This window comes from Zongyangia acetica, from assembly GCF_038739695.1.
Lineage (GTDB): Bacteria > Bacillota > Clostridia > Oscillospirales > Ruminococcaceae > Zongyangia > Zongyangia gallinarum.
This window is the reverse complement of record NZ_JBBEWN010000003.1, coordinates 17120-42671: the sequence shown is the minus strand read 5'-3', so window position 1 is coordinate 42671 and position 25552 is coordinate 17120. Positions and strand designations below refer to the sequence as shown.

General features: G+C 43.0%; 25 protein-coding genes, 9 tRNA genes and 1 pseudogene. 10 read left to right on the top strand and 25 right to left on the bottom strand.

Annotated elements, in window-relative coordinates; translation table 11 throughout:
- The first annotated feature begins 42 nt into the window (after nt 1–42).
- From tgt to WGC32_RS03480, 7 genes are all read left to right on the top strand, one after another.
- Nucleotides 43–1173 (top strand): tRNA guanosine(34) transglycosylase Tgt, encoded by a 1131-nt coding sequence (gene tgt / locus WGC32_RS03510; protein WP_191510596.1) that lies wholly within the window; start codon nt 43–45, stop codon nt 1171–1173.
- Nucleotides 1174–1249: 76 nt separating this feature from the next.
- Nucleotides 1250–1591, top strand: coding sequence for a preprotein translocase subunit YajC (gene yajC / locus WGC32_RS03505; protein WP_191481577.1), 342 nt, complete (start codon nt 1250–1252; stop codon nt 1589–1591).
- Between the two features lie 92 nt (nt 1592–1683).
- On the top strand, nt 1684–2109 hold the full coding sequence (locus WGC32_RS03500) for a TIGR04086 family membrane protein (RefSeq protein WP_342680701.1): 426 nt from the start codon (nt 1684–1686) through the stop codon (nt 2107–2109).
- Nucleotides 2110–2171: 62 nt separating this feature from the next.
- Nucleotides 2172–2312 carry a six-cysteine ranthipeptide SCIFF gene (scfA, locus tag WGC32_RS03495; RefSeq protein WP_342680700.1) on the top strand — a complete coding sequence of 47 codons (141 nt, stop codon included), beginning with the start codon at nt 2172–2174 and terminating at the stop codon, nt 2310–2312.
- Nucleotides 2313–2400: 88 nt separating this feature from the next.
- Nucleotides 2401–3756 (top strand): thioether cross-link-forming SCIFF peptide maturase, encoded by a 1356-nt coding sequence (gene scfB / locus WGC32_RS03490; protein ID WP_342680699.1) that lies wholly within the window; start codon nt 2401–2403, stop codon nt 3754–3756.
- A 35-nt stretch (nt 3757–3791) separates the two neighbouring features.
- Nucleotides 3792–4598, top strand: a complete 807-nt coding sequence (gene proC / locus WGC32_RS03485) for a pyrroline-5-carboxylate reductase (RefSeq protein ID WP_191481574.1) — start codon at nt 3792–3794, stop codon at nt 4596–4598.
- 131 nt (nt 4599–4729) lie between these two features.
- A complete protein-coding gene (locus WGC32_RS03480; RefSeq protein ID WP_342680698.1) occupies nt 4730–5413 on the top strand; it encodes a hypothetical protein in 684 nt (227 codons plus the stop codon).
- A 15-nt stretch (nt 5414–5428) separates the two neighbouring features.
- On the opposite strand, the gene WGC32_RS03475 is transcribed toward WGC32_RS03480, so the two are convergent.
- The 3 genes from WGC32_RS03475 to WGC32_RS03465 all read right to left on the bottom strand — a co-directional run bounded on the left by WGC32_RS03475 (nt 5429) and on the right by WGC32_RS03465 (nt 8813).
- Nucleotides 5429–6409 carry a tyrosine-type recombinase/integrase gene (locus WGC32_RS03475; RefSeq protein ID WP_191481572.1) on the bottom strand — a complete coding sequence of 327 codons (981 nt, stop codon included), beginning with the start codon at nt 6407–6409 and terminating at the stop codon, nt 5429–5431.
- Nucleotides 6410–6553: 144 nt separating this feature from the next.
- Nucleotides 6554–7738 (bottom strand): ABC transporter permease, encoded by a 1185-nt coding sequence (locus tag WGC32_RS03470; RefSeq protein ID WP_342680697.1) that lies wholly within the window; start codon nt 7736–7738, stop codon nt 6554–6556.
- A gap of 19 nt (nt 7739–7757) precedes the next feature.
- A complete protein-coding gene (locus tag WGC32_RS03465; RefSeq protein WP_342680696.1) occupies nt 7758–8813 on the bottom strand; it encodes an efflux RND transporter periplasmic adaptor subunit in 1056 nt (351 codons plus the stop codon).
- A 159-nt stretch (nt 8814–8972) separates the two neighbouring features.
- Here WGC32_RS03465 and WGC32_RS03460 point away from each other — a divergent pair, with 159 nt between their 5' ends.
- Nucleotides 8973–9137: a hydroxymyristoyl-ACP dehydratase gene (locus WGC32_RS03460; protein WP_342680695.1), complete on the top strand. Its 165-nt coding sequence runs from the start codon at nt 8973–8975 to the stop codon at nt 9135–9137.
- Here WGC32_RS03460 and radA read toward each other — a convergent pair.
- Complete coding sequence (gene radA / locus WGC32_RS03455) at nt 9134–10522, bottom strand: DNA repair protein RadA (RefSeq protein ID WP_191481568.1); 1389 nt, start codon at nt 10520–10522, stop codon at nt 9134–9136. The two genes, WGC32_RS03460 and radA, sit on opposite strands and share 4 nt — an antisense overlap.
- Nucleotides 10473–11288 carry an N-acetylmuramoyl-L-alanine amidase gene (locus WGC32_RS03450; RefSeq protein WP_342680694.1) on the bottom strand — a complete coding sequence of 272 codons (816 nt, stop codon included), beginning with the start codon at nt 11286–11288 and terminating at the stop codon, nt 10473–10475. Before WGC32_RS03450 ends, radA begins: the two co-directional genes overlap by 50 nt.
- Nucleotides 11289–11468: 180 nt before the next feature.
- Between WGC32_RS03450 and WGC32_RS15095 the strand changes: the two are divergent.
- Nucleotides 11469–11885, top strand: a pseudogene (locus WGC32_RS15095) (collagen-like protein); the annotation flags it as partial.
- A 478-nt stretch (nt 11886–12363) separates the two neighbouring features.
- Here WGC32_RS15095 and WGC32_RS03445 read toward each other — a convergent pair.
- From WGC32_RS03445 to WGC32_RS03350, 20 genes are all read right to left on the bottom strand, one after another.
- Complete coding sequence (locus WGC32_RS03445) at nt 12364–13065, bottom strand: DUF4956 domain-containing protein (protein ID WP_342680693.1); 702 nt, start codon at nt 13063–13065, stop codon at nt 12364–12366.
- Nucleotides 13066–13207: 142 nt separating this feature from the next.
- Nucleotides 13208–13282, bottom strand: a tRNA-Cys gene (locus tag WGC32_RS03440).
- A gap of 5 nt (nt 13283–13287) precedes the next feature.
- Nucleotides 13288–13363 (bottom strand) — tRNA-Gly (locus tag WGC32_RS03435).
- A 4-nt stretch (nt 13364–13367) separates the two neighbouring features.
- Nucleotides 13368–13443 (bottom strand) — tRNA-Phe (locus tag WGC32_RS03430).
- A 6-nt stretch (nt 13444–13449) separates the two neighbouring features.
- Nucleotides 13450–13526 (bottom strand) — tRNA-Asp (locus WGC32_RS03425).
- Between the two features lie 3 nt (nt 13527–13529).
- A tRNA-Val gene (locus WGC32_RS03420) sits at nt 13530–13605 on the bottom strand.
- 259 nt (nt 13606–13864) lie between these two features.
- A tRNA-Gly gene (locus tag WGC32_RS03415) sits at nt 13865–13940 on the bottom strand.
- Between the two features lie 4 nt (nt 13941–13944).
- Nucleotides 13945–14020: transfer RNA gene (locus tag WGC32_RS03410), tRNA-Phe, on the bottom strand.
- 6 nt (nt 14021–14026) lie between these two features.
- Nucleotides 14027–14103 (bottom strand) — tRNA-Asp (locus WGC32_RS03405).
- A 3-nt stretch (nt 14104–14106) separates the two neighbouring features.
- A tRNA-Val gene (locus WGC32_RS03400) sits at nt 14107–14182 on the bottom strand.
- 92 nt (nt 14183–14274) lie between these two features.
- On the bottom strand, nt 14275–15150 hold the full coding sequence (gene hslO, locus WGC32_RS03395; protein ID WP_191481564.1) for an Hsp33 family molecular chaperone HslO: 876 nt from the start codon (nt 15148–15150) through the stop codon (nt 14275–14277).
- A 3-nt stretch (nt 15151–15153) separates the two neighbouring features.
- Nucleotides 15154–15897, bottom strand: a complete 744-nt coding sequence (locus WGC32_RS03390) for a class I SAM-dependent methyltransferase (RefSeq protein ID WP_342680692.1) — start codon at nt 15895–15897, stop codon at nt 15154–15156.
- Nucleotides 15897–16190, bottom strand: a complete 294-nt coding sequence (locus WGC32_RS03385) for a YerC/YecD family TrpR-related protein (RefSeq protein WP_191481563.1) — start codon at nt 16188–16190, stop codon at nt 15897–15899. The genes WGC32_RS03390 and WGC32_RS03385 overlap by 1 nt, the downstream gene beginning before the upstream one ends.
- A gap of 139 nt (nt 16191–16329) precedes the next feature.
- Nucleotides 16330–17628, bottom strand: a complete 1299-nt coding sequence (gene lysA, locus WGC32_RS03380) for a diaminopimelate decarboxylase (RefSeq protein WP_342680691.1) — start codon at nt 17626–17628, stop codon at nt 16330–16332.
- A gap of 37 nt (nt 17629–17665) precedes the next feature.
- Nucleotides 17666–18268, bottom strand: a complete 603-nt coding sequence (yihA, locus tag WGC32_RS03375) for a ribosome biogenesis GTP-binding protein YihA/YsxC (RefSeq protein ID WP_191481561.1) — start codon at nt 18266–18268, stop codon at nt 17666–17668.
- A 19-nt stretch (nt 18269–18287) separates the two neighbouring features.
- Entirely contained in the window at nt 18288–20711 is a 2424-nt protein-coding gene (gene lon, locus WGC32_RS03370) for an endopeptidase La (protein WP_342680690.1), read from the bottom strand.
- Nucleotides 20712–20984: 273 nt separating this feature from the next.
- On the bottom strand, nt 20985–22298 hold the full coding sequence (gene clpX / locus WGC32_RS03365) for an ATP-dependent Clp protease ATP-binding subunit ClpX (RefSeq protein ID WP_191481559.1): 1314 nt from the start codon (nt 22296–22298) through the stop codon (nt 20985–20987).
- Nucleotides 22299–22309: 11 nt separating this feature from the next.
- Nucleotides 22310–22891, bottom strand: a complete 582-nt coding sequence (gene clpP, locus WGC32_RS03360) for an ATP-dependent Clp endopeptidase proteolytic subunit ClpP (RefSeq protein ID WP_191481558.1) — start codon at nt 22889–22891, stop codon at nt 22310–22312.
- A gap of 131 nt (nt 22892–23022) precedes the next feature.
- Nucleotides 23023–24441 (bottom strand): trigger factor, encoded by a 1419-nt coding sequence (gene tig, locus WGC32_RS03355; RefSeq protein ID WP_342680689.1) that lies wholly within the window; start codon nt 24439–24441, stop codon nt 23023–23025.
- Between the two features lie 121 nt (nt 24442–24562).
- The gene (locus tag WGC32_RS03350; RefSeq protein ID WP_191510622.1) at nt 24563–25279 is read right to left on the bottom strand and encodes a metallophosphoesterase; all 717 of its coding nucleotides are present in this window, start codon (nt 25277–25279) and stop codon (nt 24563–24565) included.
- Nucleotides 25280–25372: 93 nt separating this feature from the next.
- On the opposite strand from WGC32_RS03350, the gene WGC32_RS03345 reads away from it, so the two are divergent.
- Nucleotides 25373–25546: a DUF1540 domain-containing protein gene (locus WGC32_RS03345; protein ID WP_342680688.1), complete on the top strand. Its 174-nt coding sequence runs from the start codon at nt 25373–25375 to the stop codon at nt 25544–25546.
- The last annotated feature ends 6 nt before the right edge of the window (nt 25547–25552 follow it).

The window sequence follows — 25552 nt, the reverse complement described above, 5'->3', positions numbered from 1 at the left end:
TTTGCTATAGTTAATAAGATAAAATAACGTTGGAGTGACTCAATGTATCAGTTAATAAAAACAGAGGGAAGCGCACGGCGAGGTATTTTTGAAACGGTTCATGGAACTGTGCAGACGCCGGCCTTTATGAATGTGGGAACATCGGCTGCGATCAAAGGAGGAATTTCCTCTTATGATTTGGTAGATTTAAAGTGTCAGGTAGAACTTTGCAACACCTATCATCTTCATGTGAGACCCGGGGATCGTCTTATTCACGACATGGGTGGCTTGCATAAGTTTATGGGCTGGAACCGTCCAATACTTACCGATAGCGGTGGCTTTCAAGTCTTTTCACTTTCTACCCTCAGAAAAATCAAAGAGGAAGGCGTTTATTTCCAATCCCATGTAGATGGAAAGCGTATTTTTATGGGGCCTGAAGAGAGTATGAGGATTCAGTCAAACCTAGCTTCCACGATTGCGATGGCTTTTGACGAATGTATTGAAAACCCTTCTCCCAGAGAATACGTAGAGAAATCCTGCGCTCGTACAACCCGCTGGCTGATTCGGTGTAAGGAAGAGATGAAAAAATGCAACCAGCGTCCGGACACCATCAATCCTCATCAGTTGCTTTTTGGTATCAACCAGGGGGGAACCTATGACGATATTCGGATCCAACACATGAAGGACATTGCCGAACTTGATTTGGATGGCTATGCTATTGGCGGTTTGGCAGTGGGAGAAACCGCAGAAGAAATGTATCGTATTATTTCTGCGGTAGAGCCTTGTATGCCGAAGAATAAACCTCGTTATTTGATGGGGGTAGGCACTCCTGTTAACATTATTGAGGCAGTGTATAGGGGCGTGGATCTTTTTGATTGCGTCATGCCAAGCCGAAATGCTCGCCATGGGCATATGTTCACGTGGGAAGGAATTATCAATATTGCCAATAATAAATACGCCAAAGATGACCGACCGGTGGATATGAATTGTACTTGTCCGACCTGCCAACGCCATTCTCGTGCTTATATTCGTCACTTGTTTAAGGCCAATGAAATGTTGGGGATGCGCTTGGCTGTGATGCATAATCTGTGGTTTTATAACACGTTGATGGAAAAGATTCGTGAAGCCCTGGATTTGGGAGAATTTGCAGCGTTTAGGGAAAAATATCTTCCAATTTTGGGAAAACGTATTTAAATTCTTTTGAAGATTATTGCATCGCCTGAGGCGTTATGTTATAATTTTTCTTATCATATTCGGAGGTGCAAAAAACATGCTTTTAGAAACTGGGAATACGGCAACTGCTTTGCTTTATCAGTTTGCCCCGCTTGTTCTCATTATCGTCCTGATGTATTTTATTTTGATTCGTCCCCAAAAGAAGAAAGAAAAAGAAGTGCAGAAAATGCGCAGCAGCCTGGAAATCGGAGATGAAATCACTACTATTGGCGGAATTATCGGCCGTGTAGTCAGCATGAAAGAAGACACTATTGTCATTGAAACTGGAAGTGACAGAAGTAAAATGAGATTGGCTCGCTGGGCGATTCAGAGCAATAATACTCCTCACGAGGCTGAAGCTGCTCCTGCTAAACCTACAGCAGAAAAACCGGAAAAATAAACGGTTTCCTTACGAAGCGTCATATGTCCTTGGCTTTTGTCATACAATGATGTTGGAGCATCATTGTATGACAAAGAACCAGGAGGGGACATATGAAACAGCGAAAATCAAGACGTGAGCAGCAAAAGCTAGAGGAAAGTTTTGTCATTACCTATCTAAAACCGGTAGGAATTGGGGTTGGTATTGGCATTGTTGTCACGGGGCTTTTGCTCTTTCTTTTTTCTCTGCTTTTAACGATTCAAGATTTCCCCAAGGGTATTATTTTGCCGTTGAGCCTTGTATGTTTATCAGTGGGAGCATTTGTTTCCGGTTTGATTGCCGCAAAGCTAAGTGGTGAACATGGCTTATTCTACGGTTTTTGTTGTGGGTTAATTTTTTGTATTCTTATTTTGGTTTGTACAATGGTCACTGGCCAGAGTTATCTGTCAAATACAGGAATTTATAAATTTCTTTGTGCCATTGTATTTGCTGTGTTGGGTGGAATTTTGGGGGTTAACCAAAAACGGAGAAGAAACTAATTGCCTGGATAAGAAAAATATGGTATAATTTTATCATATAAAAGAATAGGAGAGAGTGTATCATGAAAAAACATGTCAAAACTTTAAATAATGCCAATCTGAAACAATCTGCTGCTAAAGGTGGCTGTGGTGAGTGCCAGGCTTCCTGCCAGTCTGCTTGCAAAACTTCTTGCACAGTAGCAAATCAGAAATGTGAGAAATAGTCAGCCAGATTCCGAAATTGTATGAAATGTATTAAGGGACAGTTTCTGTCCCTTAATTTATGTTTAAATTTGAGTTGTGAGGAAAGTTATGATACATAAGTATTTTTTAAACGGTTATTACATTGTATTGGATGTTCACAGTGGCGCAGTTCATGTCGTTGATGAATTATTTTACCATATGCTAGATTTCCTCTCTGCGCCTTTAGCACCGGTATGTCCGCAGAATATTTTTAAGGAGCTCCCCAACTTTCAACAACGGGAAATAGAGGAAACTTATGAAGAAATATATGAACTGTATAAAGCAGGACAACTTTTTTCTGAAGATGACTATGAGCAATTTCGTGATATGATGGTTTCTTCTCCTATTAAAGCCATGTGCCTTCATATTGCTCATGACTGCAACCTGCGTTGTAAGTATTGTTTTGCATCCACCGGAGATTTTGGAGCCGGACGCAGGTTGATGCCCTTGGAGGTTGGAAAGAAAGCCATCGATTTTCTGATTGCTAATTCCGGAGAGCGGCATAATCTAGAATTAGATTTTTTTGGCGGCGAACCACTGATGAATTTTGATGTTGTCAAAGAAGTAGTAAAGTATGCCCGAGGTCTAGAAAAAATCCACAATAAACGTTTTCGGTTCACAGTGACCACCAATGGAATGCTGCTTGATGATGATAAAATTGACTTTATCAACAAGGAAATGAGTAATGTGGTCCTATCCATTGATGGAAGAAAAGAGGTCAACGACCGCATCCGCACCCGAGTTGATGGCAGTGGCTGCTATGACAGCATTCTTCCCAAGTTTAAGCGCTTGGTAGAAAAAAGGGGACATGATCAGTATTATGTCCGCGGTACCTTCACTAAATATAACTTGGATTTTGCGGAAGATGTACTTCATTTTTATCATGAAGGATTTGACCAAATATCCATTGAGCCTGTTGTTACAGATGCATCCAATGATTATGCAATTACCGAGGCCGACCTACCGGCAGTGTTTGCGGAATATGAACGACTGGCAAAAATCATCATTGAACACAAAAAGAGTGGAAAAAGCTTTAACTTTTTCCACTTTATGATTGATTTGGATCAGGGTCCATGCGCCATTAAACGTCTGCGGGGTTGCGGCTGCGGCAACGAATATGTGGCGGTTACCCCCGATGGTGACATCTATCCCTGCCATCAGTTTGTAGGGATGGAAGAGTGGAAAATGGGTACTGTGGATACTGGAATCGAAGATAAAAAACGGAAGGAAAATTTTGCTAAGGCCAATATCTATGGTAAGCAGGAATGCCGTGATTGCTGGGCCAAGTTCTACTGCAGTGGTGGATGTAATGCCAATAACTTTCAGTACGCAGGAGATATCTTAAAGCCCTATCATCTTGCCTGTGAGATGGAGAAAAAGCGGCTAGAGTGTGCGATCATGATCAAAGCAGCGCTTGCAGAGTAAAATTAGGAAAATACAAAGAAAAGGTGGTTGGCGCAATGAATGGGATTCGTATTGGATTTATTGGCGGAGGGAATATGGCAACGGCCATTATCCAAGGAATTATCCTGAAACAGTTTGTCCCCAAGGAAAATCTATATGTTTTTGATGTGTCAGAAGAACGCTGCAAATATTTTCAAGAGCAGGGAATAACAATTGCGAAAAATTCTGTAGATTTAGCTGACCATTGTGACTATATTTTTCTCGCTGTGAAGCCACAAGTCATTGAAAGCGTTTTGACAGAACTGAAAGGGCACATTGATGACCACCATGTTGTGATTTCCATTGCAGCAGGAATCAGTGATACCTACATTAAAGCTACCCTTGATTTTGATTGTAAGGTGGTATTGGTGATGCCAAATACACCGCTTTTAATTGGATGCGGTGCATCTGCCTTGGCTAAAATTCCACCGGTTACGGATACTGAATTTCAGCTTGTCTTCGATATTTTTTCTTCCGTAGGTAAGGCAGTAGTCATTCCAAAGGAGAAAATGAATGAAATTATTCCCGTCAATGGAAGTAGTCCGGCTTTTATTTATTTACTCGCAAAAATTGTAGCCGATTATGCAGATTCATTGGGCATTGATAGGGAAACAGCGAATACGTTGTTCTGTCAGACCTTAATTGGCTCTGCGCAAATGATGCTGCAGTCAGGGAAAAGCCAGGACGAACTCATCCGGATGGTTTGTTCTCCTGGGGGTACGACACTCAAATTGGTGGATACTCTCTACGAAAAGGATTGGAAGGGTATTCTGGAAGAGGCAATGAAACGGTGTATCGACAGGGCCTATGAGTTAGGAAAATAGAAATGAAAGCGGGAGCCAAAATGGCTCCCGCTTTCATTTTTTACTTAAGAGTTAATATAGAGTATATTCAGTCATAGTTGTCCTCTTTTTTGCATAAATTAGACTATACTGATAGCAAAGGATGGGACAGGATGATGGACAGGACTGTGATGACAAATACGGCAGCAAGACGGATCCATAGTTCGTTACCGCCGACCCTGACTCCTCAAAAAAGCTCCGCCAAAAACTATCTTTTGCCACATGTTTTTACGATTATCTTTGCAGTTATATTGCTTCTCGGCGTTATTGTTGGGACACTGCTAACCAAAAAGATAGGGATTGATGCACTCTCTGATTTGGGCATTATCACCAAAGAGTTTATAGAAGTAAAAGCAGGGCAGACCTTTCTGCAAAATTTCAGCTCTTCTTTTATTTCCGGATTGCTTTATTTACTTATTCTCTTTTTTATGGGGTTTACCGCGATTGCACAGCCGCTCATGTTGGGAGTTGTCTTTTTTAAGGGATTAGGCGTTGGCCTGTCTATGGGATATGCTTATAGTACATTAGGTCAAAATGGTATTCTTGCTGCACTGGTTTTTCTCCTGCCCAATGCGCTTTTCATTGCGTTTTCAATTTTATGGGCAGCAAAAGAGTCCTTAAAACTTTCTGTTTTATTCTTTTTTAAGGTGCTTTCAGATGACAACCATACTGCCTTAGGGAAACATGCTAAAAAAATGTGTGTAAAGTATATGGGCATTACAGCTTTTTATCTTGTGGGTTGTGCTTTGGAAAGCGGAATTATCAGCCTGTTTGGAAGCTTTTTCACCACTCTATAGGAAATGAAAGCCACACTATGTCTTGCTTTTTTTTCGAACATGGGCAAGGGGAGATGCATCTGCAGCTTTTTTGAGCTGCTCATTGGAGACGTGGGTATAAATTTCTGTTGTTCCAATATTTGCGTGCCCTAAAATTTCTTTCAGCGCACGAATATCTACGTGACCGTGTTGATACATTAGTGTTGCTGCAGTATGTCTCAATTTATGGGCGGAATATCCCATCCCATCTAAGCCACACTTCTTTAAATTTTCCGTAACGATCTGTTCCACCCGGCGCTTATTAATCCGATTGCCATTGCGTGAAATAAAAAGTGCATTCCGGTCTTTTGGCGTTTTTTTGAGTCGGATGGGAAGATAATCATTGATGGCTTCTATACACGCATCGTTTAGATATATCATTCGCTCTTTGTTGCCTTTACCAGTCACTTTAATGCTGCTTTCTTTAATATCACCTAAATTAATCCCTACAAGCTCGGATAAGCGCATACCGCAGTTTAAGAATAAAGTTAAAATACAATAATCTCTTTCTTTGTTATCACCGTCCACTTGAGACAGCAGAGAAATACTCTCTTCTAAAGACAAATATTTTGGTAAACTTTTTTTATTATTCGGAACTTCTAATTCTTTAATGGGGTTTTGTTCCAAAATATTAGCTTTAACAGTAAGATAATTAAAAAATGCTTTTAAGCTGGATGCTTTTCGGCATCGTGTCCTAGTGCTATTCTGGCGTTCTGAAGAGATAAAATGCATAAATTCATAGACATCTGATAAAGTAACACTTTTTATAAGCGAAGCATCAACATCAGCAATATCAATTTGATCTACTGGAGTGTCCGCGGAAACAAGATGTTTATGGAGTTTTAAAAATCTAAGAAATAGACGGATATCAAGATAATATCCCTGAATGGTATTGGGTGAACGACCTTTGATCGTTTCCATATAAAATAGAAAATTTCTTAAAAGTTCTGGACAATCATTATATGAAGACGTGGCCAAAGACAATCACTCCAGTCAGTTAGGTTAGGAATATCTTGCTTATTATTATACCATGGACTTGCTATTTTGTCTCCCCTTAATTTCGCTAAATTTTTATTTAGCGAAATAATAAATATTTTGGATTCGTCTCTCTCCCCATAGCTATTATTCGTTGCGCAGTGCGTCTACTGGTTTGAGACTAGCCGCTTTTTGCGCTGGATATACCCCAAACAGTACACCAGTCCCCACAGAAAAGACAACACAGGTCAGAATCAACTGTGGATTGATAATAATCTCCACGTCAACCATTGAGCAACCCACAATGGCAACGCCAAGCCCAATTGCAGTGCCGATTGCACTGCCCAGGAAGGAAATTGTCAAGGTTTCAATGAGAAATTCTACCATGATATTGCGCCTACTGGCGCCGATTGCTTTTTTTATCCCAATTTCTCTCGTTCGCTCAGTAACTGATGACATCATTACCGTCATAATACCGAGCCCCGCCACCACGAGTGAAATGCCGGCAATGACAGAAAGAACGGTTGTCACAATGGAAAGAACTTCGGTAAGTTGATCCTTCTGCTGGGAAATATTTTCACTTTTATAGGCTCCTATAGCGCCCTCTTGTTGATTCAATGTAGCGACAATTTCTCTGCCAACGCTGTCTACATCATAATTTTCCTGTACCTTAATGGCGATGCGATCGAAATTACTTTGACCAGATAGAAGGCCCCAGCTGGAATATGGCACATATAAAAAAGATGGAATATAATTTCCTACAATATTTTGTAATATATTTCCTCCAGAAGAGACTACTCCGACAACTTCAAATGATTCCCAACTTCCGCCAATGTTAAGTAGGATATTTTTCCCCACGATATTGCTACGTCGATAGGCTTCCAGCGCCATTGATTCATCTACAACGCATACATTGGCCGATGTAGCTATATCGTACTGATTGATGAGTCGGCCGTAAATTGGTGTCAAGGCAATGACCTGTTTTGCTCCTGCATCAATGCCCCAAATCAATGATTGGGACTCTTGCGCGCCAACCTTTACATCTGTGTATTGCATGACAATTGGAACTGCGCTGCTTACTCCATCAAACTCCTTGATTTCCTGGAGCTGTTCTTCAGATAGTAAGGTAGTCTCTTTATCTTCAGGTAAAATGGAAACCCCATCGATTCCCAGACTGCTTAGTTCTGTCTCAATTGCACTTTTTCCCACATCCCCGATAGTAGAAATAAGAACAAATGAGGCGACACTGATACAGATGGCCAAAATCGTCAAGAAACTTCGGAACTTTTTTCTACGGAGATTTTTGATACTAGCAATAATTAAATCGAACAAATTTTCCTCTCCCTTTTATCTAAACAATCCTCACATACTGACCATTGTTACGGATGCTGCTATTATTTTGAATGACCACATCTCCTAGTCCTAATCCAGCAGTCACCTCTACGCCGGACTGCATCTCCTCCCCTGTCTCAATATAGCGCTGTACGGCCTTTCCGTTTTCATAAAGGAATACATATTCCTTACCGTCTTCATCTTGTCCTATTGACTCATAGGGCACTGTCAGAACATTTTCTCTTATTTCCGTCACGATTTGTGCTTTCGCAGTAAAACCTGCCATGAGATATTGATCCGGCTGATCTATTTCAATAAGAATTTCTACAGTTGATTCTGTGTTTAGGTTTGTACTTGATTTTTTGGCGGTGGGAAAAATTCGAGTTACTGTGCCGGTGTAATGTTTTCCTGAGAATCCAGAACCAGTAATGTAACATCGATCTCCATGGGATACCTCCTGTATCTGTGATTCTCCCACTTCAGCGCGAAGGGCCAATTTAGAATTATCCACGATGGTGACGGCTGCTGTTCCGGCTTGAGTAGGCATTCCTGTTTGGAGGGTAAGGTCACCGATAACGCCAGACATGGGTGCTGTTAGCTGGGTCGGGATCTCTAGAGTCTGCGTAATCTGAGCATTCTTGCTACCACCTTGTGCTGCGGAGAATGCTTGGATCAATTCTTCTTCACTTAAACCACTTAATGCGCCAAAAACACTCAGTGTCTCTGAGAGCTCATCCGGAATCTCTATTTCTGTTTCACCAAGGCTGTTAAAGGGATTTTGCGCAATAACTGCTTTGGATTTATTGACATCTACATCCGCGATCACCTGGCCTTCGGTTACATAATCCCCGACTTCCACGTAGACCTGATCTGGCACTACGGTTGTATCCAAATATAGTTGTGCTTCCTCAAGGCTTTCAATGGTACCAGTCGCTGTCACCTGATCGACAAAACGTGTTTCTTTTGCAATCACCACCTGAGCAGTATCTACAGCAGCTGTTACAATGGTAGGTATGAGAAGGGTGCCAGGAATAAGTAGAATGACTATCATGAGTACTACAATTTTTAGTTTCATTTTGACCTCCGACTGCGCATATCATCTCTTCCCCTATTTTTTCACAAAGTCTGGGATTTATGAGGCATGAAGCGACCTTCCAGAATATTTTGATTTTTTTACAGCAAAATATTTGTATTGTGAATCTTCCCCGGCAGATAAAGCGAAAGGAGAATGAATATGAACATCGTCGCCTGTGACAAACCTTGCCTGCATCAGAAGGACGGTTACTGCACATTAGAAAAGGTGCCATATATTACTTCCTCAAAAGAAAAAGGCTGCCTTTACTATGTAGAAAATAGTAAAGAGCAGCCTGTCAATTATCAAGCAAATGTTAAAGATTAGCGGGAAAGTGCCTTAAAGGCGTCGCGGATATAGGAAACTCCCACAATTTCCATTCCATATTTTTCGGGTTGCTTAATATAGCGCAAACAACGTTTTGGAATAATGCATTTAGAAAATCCCAGACGAGATGCTTCGGTCAAACGTTGTTCGATGCTTGTGATTGCCCGAATTTCTCCAGCCAGTCCCACTTCTCCAAAGGCAGCTACCGACTGGTCAATGACCTGATCGGTAACAGAGGACATTAAAGCCAGAGCAACTGCAAGATCTGCCGCAGGTTCATCGAGGCGCAGGCCTCCAACGACATTGACATAAACGTCCAAAGTTCCAAAAAAGAAACCTGCCCGCTTTTCCAATACTGCGATGAGCAGCGCCATCCGATTATAATCAAAGCCAGTTGCAGTCCTTCTTGGTGCGGTAAAACCAGACTTGGTGGCTAAGGCCTGCACCTCGGTTAAAATCGGCCTAGAACCCTCCATAACGCAAGAAACGCAAGTACCGGAGACATGTTGTGGACGATCAGATAAAAGCATCTGGGAGGGATTTTCTACCTCTTCCAATCCAGTATCATGCATCTCAAATACACCGATTTCATTGGTAGAGCCATACCGGTTTTTAACAGCCCTTAAAATACGGTAGGAAAGGTTTCTCTCCCCTTCGAAATATAATACGGCATCTACCATATGCTCTAGCACCTTGGGGCCAGCAATGGCACCATCCTTGTTGACGTGACCAACAATAAAGATAGAGATACCGTATTCCTTGGCCACTCTCATAAGCAGCTGGGTGGACTCCCGCACCTGAGAAACACTGCCACTGGATGACGGTACTGACTCAACATGCATGGTCTGTATGGAGTCGATAATAACAATATCTGGACTTTCCTTGACAATGGTATCCACAATTGTCTGTGCATCAGTAATAGTGGCGATAAACAAATTTTCAGTTTGTACATGAAGACGCATAGCACGGACCTTAATTTGCTTTTCACTTTCCTCCCCGGTGATATAGAGTACCTTCTGCCCCTGCCCTAGATATTCGCAAATTTGCAGCAGTAGTGTAGATTTTCCAATTCCTGGTTCACCGCTGAGCAGGATCAGAGAACCACGTACTATGCCGCCACCCAATACTCGGTCCAATTCCTGAAGACCTGTGCTGTAACGATCCTCATCTCCGAAGGTAATATGCTGGATATTCATTGGCGTCACAGCGTGGCCGCCGGCTGTAGAAACCGCTACAGTGCCGCTTTTTTTAGAGCCTGTTACAACATTCTTCACCTGTTCTTCTAGCGTGTTCCACTCTCCGCATTCCGGACAACGCCCGAACCATTTGGCTGTTTCACCTCCGCACTGGGAGCATACATAAATTGTTTTTGATTTGACTGCCATTGATTGTACCATCCATTTCTTTTTGACTTTGTTTATCCCGAATATTCGATGCAAAATACCGATTTAGAGCACATGCTATCGTGAAAGCGACTTCATCCTGATATTCGGAAGTCGACAATTTATGTGCCTCTTCAGGGTTAGATAAAAAACCACATTCAATAAGAACCGCTGGAGATTGCGCATGATAAAGCAGATAAAGGTTGTCACCCGCTTTTTTATGTATCCGGGTATTCTCAGGTTGCAATATTTCCTGAAAAGTATCCTGCAGCGTTTGGGAAAGGATCTCGCTCTCAGGATGATTGGGGCTAAAAAACATCTGTGCCCCATTGTATTTAGATATACCGAACTGATTTTGATGGATGCTGAGAAAAATCGCATCCTCATTGTCCTCAATCATTTTCATGCGGTTTTTTATATCAGAGATCTTCTGTTCTCGAACTGATGATTTATCCGCATCGTGTAGCGAGGTATCACTATCCCGTGTCAAAATAACTTCATATCCATTCATAAGGAGCTGGTCACGCAGCTTGAGAGCAATAGCCAAGTTAATATCCTTTTCAACAATGCCATCTACTCCAACAGCTCCTCCATCCATGCCTCCGTGGCCAGCATCGATGATTACTTTTTTACTCTGCTGTCTTTCTGTATTGACATTAACCATCACAGTATTCGTTTTTACAATATGACCGGCTGACATACAAAAAATCACCACAGCAAGTGTGGTAATGGGTACGACCAATTTCAAATAATTAATTTTCATCGCCATCTTTTCTATCACCCCACAAACATTTTATGTCTGTATGTCCAGTGAATAGACTAACGATTAAATCCATTATACCTTTTTTTCTATCATTGCACAAGAAATAGCAACCTGTGGCCAGTCGCTTTCAAAAGAGATTTTGCATAGGATGTAAAAATATCTTTCTATCATAAAATCTCATAAAGGATGATTACCTTGAATTATCATTGCCCATTTTATTGCTGTCGTCCTCCCTGCCCTGGTGGGGTTACCGGTCCAACCGGTCCTACGGGTCCAACGGGTGCTCAAGGCCCACAGGGCGCCACTGGGCCTACAGGTCCACAAGGTCCTGTAGGCGCCCAAGGCCCGCAGGGAATCATCGGAGCCACTGGAGCGACTGGATCCACTGGTACAACAGGCTCAACAGGACCAACCGGCCCTACGGGTCCAACGGGAATGCAAGGACCTACAGGAGCGACTGGGCCTACAGGCCCACAAGGCCACGAAGGTCCTCAGGGCCCTCAAGGAATAGCGGGAGCCAAAGGAGATGCCGGCCCTGCCGGTGTGACAGGCCCTACGGGTCCCACAGGTATACAGGGTCCACGGGGCGATACTGGCCCTACCGGTGCTACTGGAGCAGCGGGACCAGGTGCTTTATTGGCACGATATGTTAACGCCTCTAGGATCACAACGAGTTCTCCCATTGAATTTGTGGAAATCTCTAATTCCGCCCCTGATTTAATTTCACAGTCAAGTCCAACAACAATCACATTAGCGACTGGACCTTTCTATCTTATTTTTTATTCCTTTTTCGGGGCTACCAATACAGACAGCTACCTCCAGGTCATCAGCAGAGCAAATGGAACCATCTTAGTAAGTTTTAACTCGAAGGTTCCAACAACAACGGCAGGAGGTCTTTCCGCCTCGACAGAATCAACCACAGCATTTCCTGTCATAGGAGACAGCACAAATCTTGATTTTCTCATTGCATCTTCTGCAACGCTTTCTTCCGGTGAATTTTATCTCTATATTATTGCGTTTCCCAATTGAATTTTTTCTGGAATAAAAAACCCGGACAAAATCTTAAAGATTATGTCCGGGTTCAACTTTTATATTTGCCATGTTGCCTATCAGTGATATCGTCGTTTTGCGAAACGATGTTGACATAATCAATTCCCTCCATTTTATCAACTTGCTCTAAAATTTTTTTGTCTGCCTTAGTTATCTGAGAGAAGCGCCGAGAGGGTAATTGATAGATAAATTCCACTGTATCTTTGGTGGTATTCATCGCTTGCAACTTTTCTTTTGCTCTAAAAAATGAGGTAACCATAGATTGAATGTCCTTTTCCAATCGTTTATGTGCCCGGATAACCAGTAGCCTTTTATAATCATTTTTGATTCTGCCAACAACCAAAAGTAGAACAAAAAGAGCTAATGTACTAATACTCGCAATGATATAGTCACCGATGCCACAGCAGATGCCTACAACAATTGTCCAGAAAATATAGACAGTATCTCTAGGATCCTTCACTGCATTTCTGAAGCGTACTATGGAGAGAGCACCTACCATACCAAGGGAAAGGGCAATGTTACTACCAATGACGATCATTACTGATGTGGTAAGAACAGTTAATACGATGAGCGACACATTAAACCTTCTGCTATAGATAGTACCAGTATGGGTGATCCAGTATGAAAGAAAAATGACCATACCTATGATCACAGACACCGTAATATGAACCAAAATTTCCTCAAGGGACAGTGCATATTCCCGAGTGAAGAAACTATTCAATATTTCTTTCATATCTACACCCCCTTTTGAAAGCAATTCAATTATCATACGATTTATTGATGAAGATAATAGACTTTAATTATACATGATTTGATGTATGAAATCTAGGTAAGGACAAAAGAAAACACCCCTGAACTTTCAGGGGTGTTTTCTTTGGAGGCGCCACCCAGATTTGAACTGGGGAATGAAGGTTTTGCAGACCTCTGCCTTACCACTTGGCTATGGCGCCTTATATGGAGCGGGTTACGAGGCTCGAACTCGCTACCTCCACCTTGGCAAGGTGGCGCTCTACCAGATGAGCTAAACCCGCAGGATGGTGCCTCCGGTCGGAATCGAACCAACGACACGAGGATTTTCAGTCCTCTGCTCTACCGACTGAGCTACAGAGGCATCCATTGGCGACCCGGATGGGGCTCGAACCCACGACCTCTAGCGTGACAGGCTAGCGTTCTAACCAACTGAACTACCGGGCCATTTGGTGGGAACAACAGGGCTCGAACCTGTGACCCCCTGCTTGTAAGGCAGGTGCTCTCCCAGCTGAGCTATGCTCCCATCTTTACAGAAAATTGTCACTTCTCATCAGCGACGAATATTATTTTACAATAAAGACAGAAAAAAGTCAATGTTTTTCTTAAAAAAAATTACCAAATGAACCCGATTTAATTTTTCACTGGATTTAGATAAAGATTGTGGAGAAAACGAGAGGATAGTCTTATCATATGCCCTTTTCCCCGGGGTTATTCTTAGCTCTTGACATTTGGCAAATAATCAAAAACACCTGAAGCAAATTTGCTTCAGGTGTTTTTGATTATGGAGCGGGTTACGAGGCTCGAACTCGCTACCTCCACCTTGGCAAGGTGGCGCTCTACCAGATGAGCTAAACCCGCAGGATGGTGCCTCCGGTCGGAATCGAACCAACGACACGAGGATTTTCAGTCCTCTGCTCTACCGACTGAGCTACAGAGGCATCCATTGGCGACCCGGATGGGGCTCGAACCCACGACCTCTAGCGTGACAGGCTAGCGTTCTAACCAACTGAACTACCGGGCCATTTGGTGGGAACAACAGGGCTCGAACCTGTGACCCCCTGCTTGTAAGGCAGGTGCTCTCCCAGCTGAGCTATGCTCCCACAATTTCGCTGCAAATTATCCAAAACACAAGCAGCGAAATTAATTCTACATGATTCCCCCAAAAATGTCAAGCTTTTTATAAATTGATATATTACTTTGCTCTCGCCATCAAAGTTTTTATTTCTTTTTGATTGAATCGATATTTTTTACTACAAAAATGACAACCAACCTCTGTGACCTTATCTTCCTCTGACATTTTTTGCAGTTCTTTTTTTCCAAGAGAAAGCAGGGCACGTTCTACCCGCTCTCTACTACAATCACATTTGTAGGAAACCTCTTTTTCCTCTAATATGTTTGGCTCAAAGCCGTCTAAGGCTTTTTCTATGATCTGTTGAGGTGTTAACCCTTCATGGAGCATTTGGGATACCGGAGGCATTTTCTTGACATTTTCTTCTAATTCAGAAATGGTCTCCTCTCCTACCCCAGGCATAAGCTGTATAAGATATCCTCCAGCGGAAAGTACAGTTAGATCCGTATTGACAAGTACGCCAAGCCCACAGACGGTGGGAATTTGTTCGCTGACGGCGTAATAGCTGGTAATGTCTTCTGCAATTTCTCCAGAGATGAGAGGCACTTGCCCAACATAAGGGTCTTTCATTCCTAGATCTTTGATTACATGAAGAACACCTTTCCCTACAGCACCTCCCACATCCAGCTTACCATATTGGTTAAGGGGTAATTCAACGATAGGATTGACTGGATATCCCCTCACATTGCCTTCGCCGTCAGTTACTGCAATCAGCGCGCCAACTGGGCCATCGCCTGCTACACGTAAGGTAATAGAATTTTCTTTATCTTTTAGCATAGAGCCCATAATAGATGCAGCCGTTAGCAAACGCCCCAAACCCGCTGTAACAACAGCACTGGTCTGATGGATACGCTCAGCCCGTGCAACGATATCGGTGGAATCAATGGCAATACAAGAAATTCCACCATCTTTACTCAATGCCCGTACTAATTTTCCCATACATTATTCACTCTTTCTTGTTACAAATATAAGCCGTTGGGTATTTTCTACTGGCGCTTGAAAAGTATCATCTCCATAAATTGCCAGTACCTCCATACCGGATTCCCGCAGCCATTCTGTCAGTAATTTCGGAGCATAGGCACGCTCCTTGAGAGACTCAGATTCCCGATCATAGCTCTCACCGTTCCAGGAAAAGAAATCTAGTGTGATTTCCACACAATCTTCCTGATCCGCTGGCCCATTTTGCCATACACAATATAGATCATCGTCTTCATAGACAAAGGTAGAGTCAGAGAGTATTTCCCGATGTTTATAAGGTGTGTTGACATCAAAAAGAAAGATGCCGCCGGGATTCATAAAAAGGGATACCCTTTGAAAAATTTTTAGAACCGTCTTTGGGTCTGTCACATGATTAATGCTGTCCAAAGCACAAACTGCAGCATCAATCGTACCGTAAAGATCCAAATCCTCCATCTGCTGGCATAAAAAGAGAATGGGATAACTCCCATCGTTCTTTTCCATGGCCTGTGAAAGCATATCCTCAGAACCATCTACGGCAATAACATCATAGCCGAGACGAGCTAATTCGAGAGATAAGCTGCCTGTACCGCAGGCAAGGTCGAGCAAAAGCTCGACCTTGCCACGGTGATATTTTTGCAGCAATGCCTGAAAATACTGTGCTCTCCCCGGATAATCTACATCCCAGGTCAGCCGATCATAATAGGCCGCAAAACAATGATACGCCATTATTTTTCATCCTTCAGTCTTTCAAAAACCACCCGATAACCGTCACAACCATAGTTGAGGGAACGATTCACACGGCTGATGGTCGCCGTACTGGCGCCAGTCTCATTGACAATATCACTATATACATGGCGCTCTTCCAACATTTTAGCTACATGCAGCCGCTGTGACAAAGCCTTTAACTCAGGAACAGTGCATAGATCCTCAAAAAAATTATAACATTCCTCCAGAGTTTCCAAAGACAAAATCGCTTTGAAGAGATAATCCACATTCATATCTTTCAGTTTGCTGTTCATATGCCTTCCTCCGAATTACACATGATAGGTCTATTCATAGTTTACCACACTGAACTGAAAAAGTAAATGATTCTATAAAAAAATAGACAGAGAAAAGCGCACCGGTTCCTTCCGATGCGCTAGAGTCATAAAAACTACCCTACAGATCGTTGCGGATAATATCTTCCAAGGTTTCTCGTTTCACCACTAGCCGGTCTTTACCACCTTTGACAAAGATGACAGCGGGTTTAGGAATTCGATTATAGTTAGAAGACATTGAGTAATTATAAGCACCAGTAGCCAAAACAGCAATGATATCACCGGGTTTCACATCCTGAATATGCATTCCTTCCCCGATGAGATCGCCGCTCTCGCAGCATTTACCGGCAATGGTGACAACCTTTTCTCTGGGCTCACCAGCACGGCTTGCCACCAGACACTCATATTCAGATTGATACAACGCATAACGCGGGTTATCGGTCATCCCTCCATCGATCGAAACATAAGTACGGATATGGGGGATTTCCTTTACAGCACCTACAGTATAAAGGGTGATGCCTGCCGGTCCAGCAATAGAACGTCCTGGTTCGATAATAATAAACGGCCGCTTAATTGCAAGATCTTTGCAGGTGCTGTTAACAACGGCAGAAACCTTTTGCATATAGCTGTCATATTCCACAGGATCATGCTCGGTAATATATTTAATACCGAATCCGCCGCCTAAGTTTAGCTCCCCTATTTCATAACCAGTTTCTGTCTTGATTTGTGCAATAAAGCCAAGCATAACCTGTGCCGCATGCTCAAAGGGTTCAATATCGAAAATTTGAGAACCTATGTGACAGTGTAGCCCTTTTAGACAGATATTTTCGTAACCGAGAGCTTCTTTTACCGCTTCCATGGCTTCGCCCGTCTCGAGCGCAAGGCCGAATTTGCTATCAATCTGCCCAGTACGTACAAAATCATGGGTATGAGCATCAATACCAGGTTTGATGCGGAAAAAGATATTCGCCGTCTTTCCTTGGGAACGGGCCAAAGTATTGAGAAACGCTAGTTCTGTCAGATTATCGACCACAATACGTCCTACGCCATATTCCAAAGCCAGTGTCAATTCTTCCATTGTCTTGTTATTGCCATGGAAGAACACCTTCTCCATAGGAAATCCGGCCTCATGCGCCGTGTAAAGCTCTCCAGCAGATACTACATCAAGGCCCAAGCCTTCTGAAGCTGCTACCTTACAAATTTCTTTACAGCAGAAAGCTTTGCTGGCATAGGTGACAAGTCCCTGTCCATCGTAATATTTGTCGATGGATTTTTTGTAAAGGCTACAGCTTCGCCGGATATCATCCTCATCCATCACATACAGAGGGGTACCATATTTTTCGGCCAGCATAATGGTATCCACTCCCCCAATGGTCAGGTGTCCGGCCTCATTAATTCCCAAGCAATCTGAAATAAACACGTCGCATTTCTCCTTTGTCTTCAATATCTTTTGATGCCTATTCCCCTACTTCGGCAATTTCATCCGCAATGTCGTCAATAATTGCCTTAATATCTTCAACGCCATCGCCCTTTACAGAAGAAAAGGGAATCATGGTGATTTGGTCGGCATAAGGGATTTCTTCTTGGAGAGCTGCCAACCGTTCTTCCTTTTGGGATTTGCTAAGCTTGTCAGACTTTGTCAAAATGATGACGAAAGGGATTTCACTCTCAATTAGAAAATGAAGCATCATTAGATCATCCTGCGTGGGAGGATGACGCATATCGATAAGCTGAAAGACCAGGGCAATATCCCGTTCGGTATTAAAATACCCCTCCATTAACTCAGCCCATCTTCTTTTTTCTGATTTTGATACCTTTGCAAAACCATATCCAGGAAGATCCACAAAACGAACATTATCTCCCTTGAAGAAATTGATCGTTTTAGTTTTTCCCGGAACAGAACTCACTTTGGCCAGAGTCTTTCGATTAAAAATTTTATTAATTAATGTAGATTTTCCTACATTAGAACGACCGGAAAAAGCAATCTCCGTCATGGTCGAAGGGGGCAATTGAGAAAGCAGACCAAAAGATGTTTCAAACTCTATGGCGTGATAATTCATACTGTCTCCTTTGCTCTCTTTACTGGGTAATAAAGCGATTTTTGATGTCTTTTTTCTCGTTAAGTTTTACACCTGTCTTGCAGCCATCGTCATCAGGCTGAACCACAGCAGGATTTTTAATCAGTGCATGGTTTAAAACGGTATCTATTTTAGCGGCAGGAATAAACTTGATAGAGGATTTGACCACATCATCTACCTGCTCAAGATCGGGAACATTGTCCTGAGGAATAATTACGGTTTTTACCCCTGCTGCATAGGCGGCCATCGTTTTTTCCCTCAGACCACCGATGGGTAGAACCCGACCACGCAAGGTAATTTCTCCTGTCATTGCAACCTCTCGACGTACCGGTGTATTGGACAGAGCGGATACAATAGCAGTACACATGGTAACACCTGCCGACGGACCATCCTTTGGCACCGCGCCTTCTGGCACATGAATGTGGATGTCTCGCGTTTTATAGAAGTCAGGCTCAATGAGAAGCTCATCAGCACGGCTGCGCACATAGCTGATTGCCGCATGGGCAGACTCCTTCATCACGTCTCCTAAAGAACCTGTGAGCTCGATTTTGCCATTTCCATCCATAACAGCAACCTCGATGGGCATAGTCTCACCGCCCACAGAGGTCCAAGCAAGTCCGGTGACAACTCCTACTTCGTCTGTCTCCAAAATCTTTTCTGGCTTAAACTTTTTGGCGCCAAGGAATTCTTCAATATTTTTATCTCGAATGTTGACCTTCTGTACTTCACCAGCCACCAAGCATTTATCCGCCTTTCGGCAGAGGGAAGCGATCACCCGCTCCAGATTACGGACACCGGCTTCCCGTGTGTAGTTATCAATCAAATCGTAAAGGGCATCATCATAAATATGGAAGTTCTTGCTGTTGAGTCCATGGCGTTTCATCTGTTTTGGAACCAGGTGACGCTTTCCAATCTGGAATTTTTCTTCTCTTGTATAACTGGGAAGTTCAATGACTTCCATACGGTCAAGAAGAGGCGCAGGTATAGTATCCAGCGTATTGGCCGTAGTAAGGAACAATACCTCGCTAAGATCAAAGGGGATTTCTACATAGTGATCCCGAAATGCGTTGTTTTGTTCACTGTCAAGAACCTCGAGCATGGCCGCAGAGGGATCTCCTCTGAAATCGTTGCTCATTTTATCGATTTCATCCAACAAGATGAGAGGATTACGAGAACCAGCCTGCTGCAAAGCAGTGATAATTCTGCCAGGCATAGCGCCGATATAGGTTTTACGGTGTCCACGGATATCAGACTCATCCCGGATGCCTCCCAAGGAAACTCGGGCATATTTTCTTCCCATAGTTTGGGCTATGGAACGGGCAATAGAAGTCTTTCCCACTCCTGGAGGGCCTACCAGACAAATAATCTGTCCTTTGATATCTGGCGCCATAACCCGAACGGCCAACAGTTCCAAGATACGTTGTTTGATTTTTTTGAGGCCGTAGTGCTCTTTATCCAAAAACTTTTGGGCTTTTGCAATGTCGATTTTATCTTTCGTTCTGGTATTGTAAGGCAAATCCAAGCAGACATCGAGCCACGAGCGGATCACTGCCGCCTCATGGGAGTTGGAAGGCATTTTATAGAGGCGATCAGCTTCTTTATAAAGTTTTTCTTTGCTCTCATCGTCTACATCTAATGCGGCAATCCGCTTTTGATAGCCGTCTACCTCGTCCTGTACATTTTCTGTTTCTCCCAGCTCCTCAGAAATAGCACGCATCTGCTCCCGTAGATAGTACTCCCGCTGGTTTTCATCAATTTGGTCTTTCACTTTGGCATAGATGTCCTTCTCCAAAGTGAGGACTTTATTTTCCTGATCCAGATATTTAATGAGCAGATCTAACCGTTTCATCCCACTGGATTGCTCCAATATTGTTTGCTTCTGCTCTACCTTCAGCATAATATTCCCAGCGATGTATTCCACCAGATAAACAGGATCTTCTGTTTCCATCACATTGAGAATAATTTCTTTGGGCACCTTGGCATAAAGATAGCAGTATTCCTCAAAGAGTTCTTTTAATGTGCGCATTCTCGCCTGGCATGCGACAGACTTGGACTTTGGCATTTGGGTGAGAGGCATCTTCTCCACAATCGCCTCAAGGTAAGGGGATGTCGAGACAATCTCCTTAGTTTGACCGCGATAAACGCCCTCTACCAATACCCGCAGACTATCCCCCGGCATCTTGAGGATCTGCCGGATCTGCGCAACGACACCTACATTATAGATTTCATAGTCTTGCGGATCATCATCGCGAATATCTTTTTGGGCAACAAGATATATGTACTGGTCGTCATCCATTGCCTTTTTTAAAGCTGCAATAGATTTTTCCCTTCCCACGTCAAAATGAAGGATCATGTTAGGAAAAAGGACAAGTCCACGGAGCGCCAGCATCGGCATTCTCACTGTGTTTTCATCGATTTCGTACATAAACTTCCCTCGCTTTCTCCTAGCTTTTTGAAAAGGTTCAAATTTACCTTTTCAATTGACATTCATTATAAAGAAAAAAATCGTGTAATTCAAGTGCAAAATGTTTACTTTTTATACAAATTGCCCTAATTTTGAACAAAATGATTGGCTCATCAGTCCAAAAGAGACTTTTCCTGTATATTTTTCCTGATACGCACAAAGTCTTTTCATATTTTCTTCTTTATTTAGAAAAAGCAGCCGTATTTGCGGCTGCTTTCCTATCCAATATTTGGATTAGCTGACAGAATCTTTTCTCGGCTTCATCGCCCGGTCTGATGGCAATTGTAGTTTCATTGGTTTTTTATTGGGATTGCGCAGTATATCAGGTTCCCCCGTTCCGTCGACACAGGCCTTGGAAATTGTGATTTCCTCAATCGTAGCATCGGATGGGGAATCAAACATAATGGGTTGAAGGACTCGTTCCATAATAGTACGCAACCCACGAGCACCAGTTTTACTCTCAATCGCTTGATCCGCAATCGCCTGTAAAGCCTCTGGCTCAAACTCTAAGTCAATTCCATCTAATTCAAAAAGGCGTTTATACTGTTTAATTACAGCATTTTTGGGTTCGGACAAAATCCGCACCAGACTAGGTGCATCCAGTGCATTGAGGGTAGTAATGACAGGAATACGTCCTACCAATTCTGGGATCATCCCATATTTGACCAGATCATGGGGAATGACCTGTGCAATGAGATTGTCTGTCTCCTTATCGGCGCTAGTTCTTATCTTGGCACCAAAGCCCAAAGAAGAAGTGGATACACGGCGCTCAATGATCTTATCAATTCCTTCAAAGGCACCACCACAGATGAAGAGAATATTGGAGGTGTCAATCTGAATGAATTCCTGCTGTGGGTGCTTGCGGCCCCCTTGAGGTGGAACATTAGAGATGGTACCTTCCAAAATTTTCAAAAGCGCCTGCTGTACTCCTTCACCACTGACATCGCGGGTGATGGAGGGATTTTCACTTTTTCTTGTGATTTTATCGATTTCATCGATATAGATGATGCCACGTTCAGCCTTTTCAATATCAAAATCGGCAGCCTGAATGAGCCGAAGCAGTATATTCTCCACGTCCTCGCCCACATACCCTGCCTCTGTCAATGTAGTGGCATCGGCAATTGCGAAAGGTACGTTGAGGATTTTGGCAAGGGTTTGAGCCAGCAGTGTTTTGCCGACACCAGTAGGTCCTAACAGAAGTACATTACTTTTCTGTAGCTCTACCCCATCTTCTCCACCGAAATATATCCGCTTATAATGATTATATACGGCAATGGACAAAGCAATCTTGGCTGCGTCTTGACCAATGACATATTCATCTAAAATGGCCTTGATTTCCTGTGGCTTTGGAATGGTAATATCAATCTCTTCCCGCACAGGTTTTGATCGACGTGAAGCATAGCCCTCATCCTGCATTACGCTCTGGCACAGTTCAATACACTCATTGCAGATATAAACACCAGGTCCAGCAATTAAACGCCGCACTTGATCCTGGGTTTTTCCACAGAAAGAACACCTTACCGTTCTGCCATCGTCGTTTCTTGGCATTGTATCACAACCTATCGTTCATAAATCACTCTGTCGACCAATCCGTATTTCACGGCTTCTTCTGCAGACATAAAGTTGTCACGCTCAGTGTCCCGTTCGATTACCTCCAGAGGCTGACCTGTAGCTTCCGCCATCATTTTATTCAACTTGGCTTTTGTCCGCATGATCCATTCCGCATGAATCTTTACATCTGTAGCCTGCCCCTGAGCACCGCCTGAAGGCTGATGGATCATGATCTCGCTGTTGGGCAAGGCCAAACGTTTTCCTTTGGTTCCAGAACACAACAAAAATGCGCCCATAGAAGCCGCCAATCCCATGCAAATGGTGGAGACATCACACTTGATATATTTCATAGTATCATAGATTGCCATGCCAGCGGTAACAGAACCACCAGGACTGTTGATATATAGGCTGATATCCTTATCAGGATCCTGCCCCTCCAGATAAAGAAGCTGGGCTACTACTAGGCTAGCACTGGCGTCATTGACCTCCTCGCACAGCATAACAATACGATCGTTCAGCAGGCGAGAAAAAATATCATAGGAACGCTCTCCTCGATTGGTCTGTTCAACTACCATTGGGACTAAACTCATCTAACACACCTCCGCATGATAAACACTGAGTTTCTCTCAAGTTCAAATATTTCCGGGAAATATTCCTCTAAAAGCACAATATATTTCAGCGGAGCTAAGTCCGCTGAAATATATGTAACATGAGCTATCAATTACTCTGTAACTTCGTCTTTTGTTTCCTCAACAGGAGCTTCCGCTTTTTTAGCTGCAGCTTTTTTAGCCGGTGCCTTTCTAGTAGACTTTTTTGCCGGGGCTTTTTTCTCGGTCTTTTCTTTCTCCGGCTCGTCAGCTACTTCTGTGACCTTTGCAGTATCGCGGATCATATCAATGGCCTTATTGACAGCCAAATCTTTCTTGATTTCCTCTTCAGGAATAATCATCTTTACTTTATCCAGATCAATCTGATACTGCTCAGCAAGTTTCTGCATCTCTGCATCCGCTGCTTCCTGCTCTACTTCGATATTTTCGAGTTCTACAATTTTTTCCAGAGCCAATCTTACCTTAACCTGACGTTCCGACTGCTCGGCAAAAGTTTTTCTGAAGGAATCCATCTCCATGCCAGTATACTGGAGATAGGTCTGCAAATTCATTCCCTGGGACTGCAGGCGATAATCGAAATCGCGGACCATTTCGTCAATGCGATGCTCAATCATGACCTGAGGAATTTCAGCCTTCATATTAGAGATAACAACATCAATCAGCTGATTCTCCAAATCATTTTGCGCAGCAGTTTGCTTAGCTTCCAAAAGCTTTGCTTTCAGGTCGTCTCTCAACTCCGCCACGGTATCGAACTCACTGACATCTTTGGCAAACTCATCGTCAACCTCAGGCAGCTCACGCATTTTAATCTCATGAAGTTTTACTTTGAAAACCGCAGGTTTTCCAGCCAAGTCTGCTACATGATATTCTTCAGGAAAGGTGACATTGACATCAAACTCATCCCCAACATTGTGGCCAACAATCTGATCCTCAAAGCCAGGAATAAACTGATTAGAACCCAAAGTCAGGGGATAATTCTCACCCTTGCCTCCATCAAAGGCAACGTCATCAACAAATCCCTCAAAGTCAATAATGGTGTTGTCGCCATTCTGTGCGGCGCGGTCTTCCACATTGACCATACGGCCGTTTCTTTCCCTCAGCCGCTCAATCTCGCTGTCAATTTCCTCTTCGGAAACATTGACAATTTTTTTGGTGGCTTCGATACCTTTGTAGTTTTCAACTTCGACTTCTGGCTTGACAGTAACAGTCGCCTTAAAGGTAAAGCCATCTTTGCCTACCTCAAGCACCTCAACATCCGCCCGGTCTACCGGCTCAATCTTAGCCTCTTTGACGGCGGATTCATAGGCATCGGGATAAACAGAATTGATTGCATCCTCATAGAAGATGCCCTCGCCGTACATTTTCTCTATGATAGAACGGGGAGCCTTTCCCTTCCGAAAGCCAGGCACCTGCATTTTTTTTCCGTTTTTGCGAAATGCCTGATCAACAGCAGCATTAAAAGTATCGCCGTCTACAGCAATTTCTAATTCATACTTATTGGTCTCCACCTGTTTTGCCGAAGTTAAACTCATTTCAGAACTTCCTCCTGTTACTTTAAACGCATTTATCCTAGTGATTATATCATATTTGCACGAAAATACCAAGTTTTTTTTTGAAGTTTTTCCTGCAAACTTGTAAAGAATTATTCTTTTTTTAAGTCATATTCTCTGCGGGCTCTTTCATTTCGGTTGAAGCCACAAAAACCGGATCAAAATCAACCTGATCACAAGATATTAACTGGAATTGGATATCCATATAAGTGCCATTGAGGGCAAACCGTCTTCCCCCACCGTGAATATGTCCGTAATAACAGGTCTTTACTTGATAGTGATGCAATACTTCCATAATTTCTACGGACATTTCTTTCATATATATGGGCGGATAATGGAGAAAAACGATCTTTTCCCGATCTCCCGCAGCTTTCAGAGAGGTTTCCAGCCTCTGTGCTTCACGGGCTACAATCTTTTGATCCTGTGGCTGGCCATTTTCAAAGATCCAACCTCTCGTCCCGCACAGAGCAAGCCCTCCGCAGACAACACAGTTATTATGGAGGATGTGCAGGCTGGTTAATCCATGCTGTTCAAAAAAGCTGTTCATTTTTTTTGCCGTTGTCCACCAATAATCATGATTGCCCTTGAGAATATATTTTTGTCCAGGCAGGCTATGAATAAATTCAAAGTCTGTCAGGCTTTCCTCCAAAGACATTCCCCAGGAGACATCCCCAGCAATGACGACAATATCAGCTTCATTCACCTTAGAACACCAATGATCCTTCAGTTTTTCTACATAGCCGTCCCAGCCGGAAAATACATCCATTGGCTTATCACTGCCTAAAGATAGATGGAGGTCGGCAATGGCAAATATATTCATAAACCACCTTTTTCTCAAATCATATCACATGTTCTGCATAATAGAAAACTGCGGTAAAAAAATAAAGAAGAAATCATCGAAAGGAGTATTCCTATGAATAAAGAGCAGAATTCTCATCCAGATCATATGCCCAACGTGAAATGCGAAGTTGTTAACTGTATGTACAATGAAAAACGTTCCCATTGTATGGCCAAAGAGGTTAAAATTGGCCCCACCTTTGCCGCCATGACAGGAGATACAATTTGCAGCACATTTAAACCCAAATAGCTACTG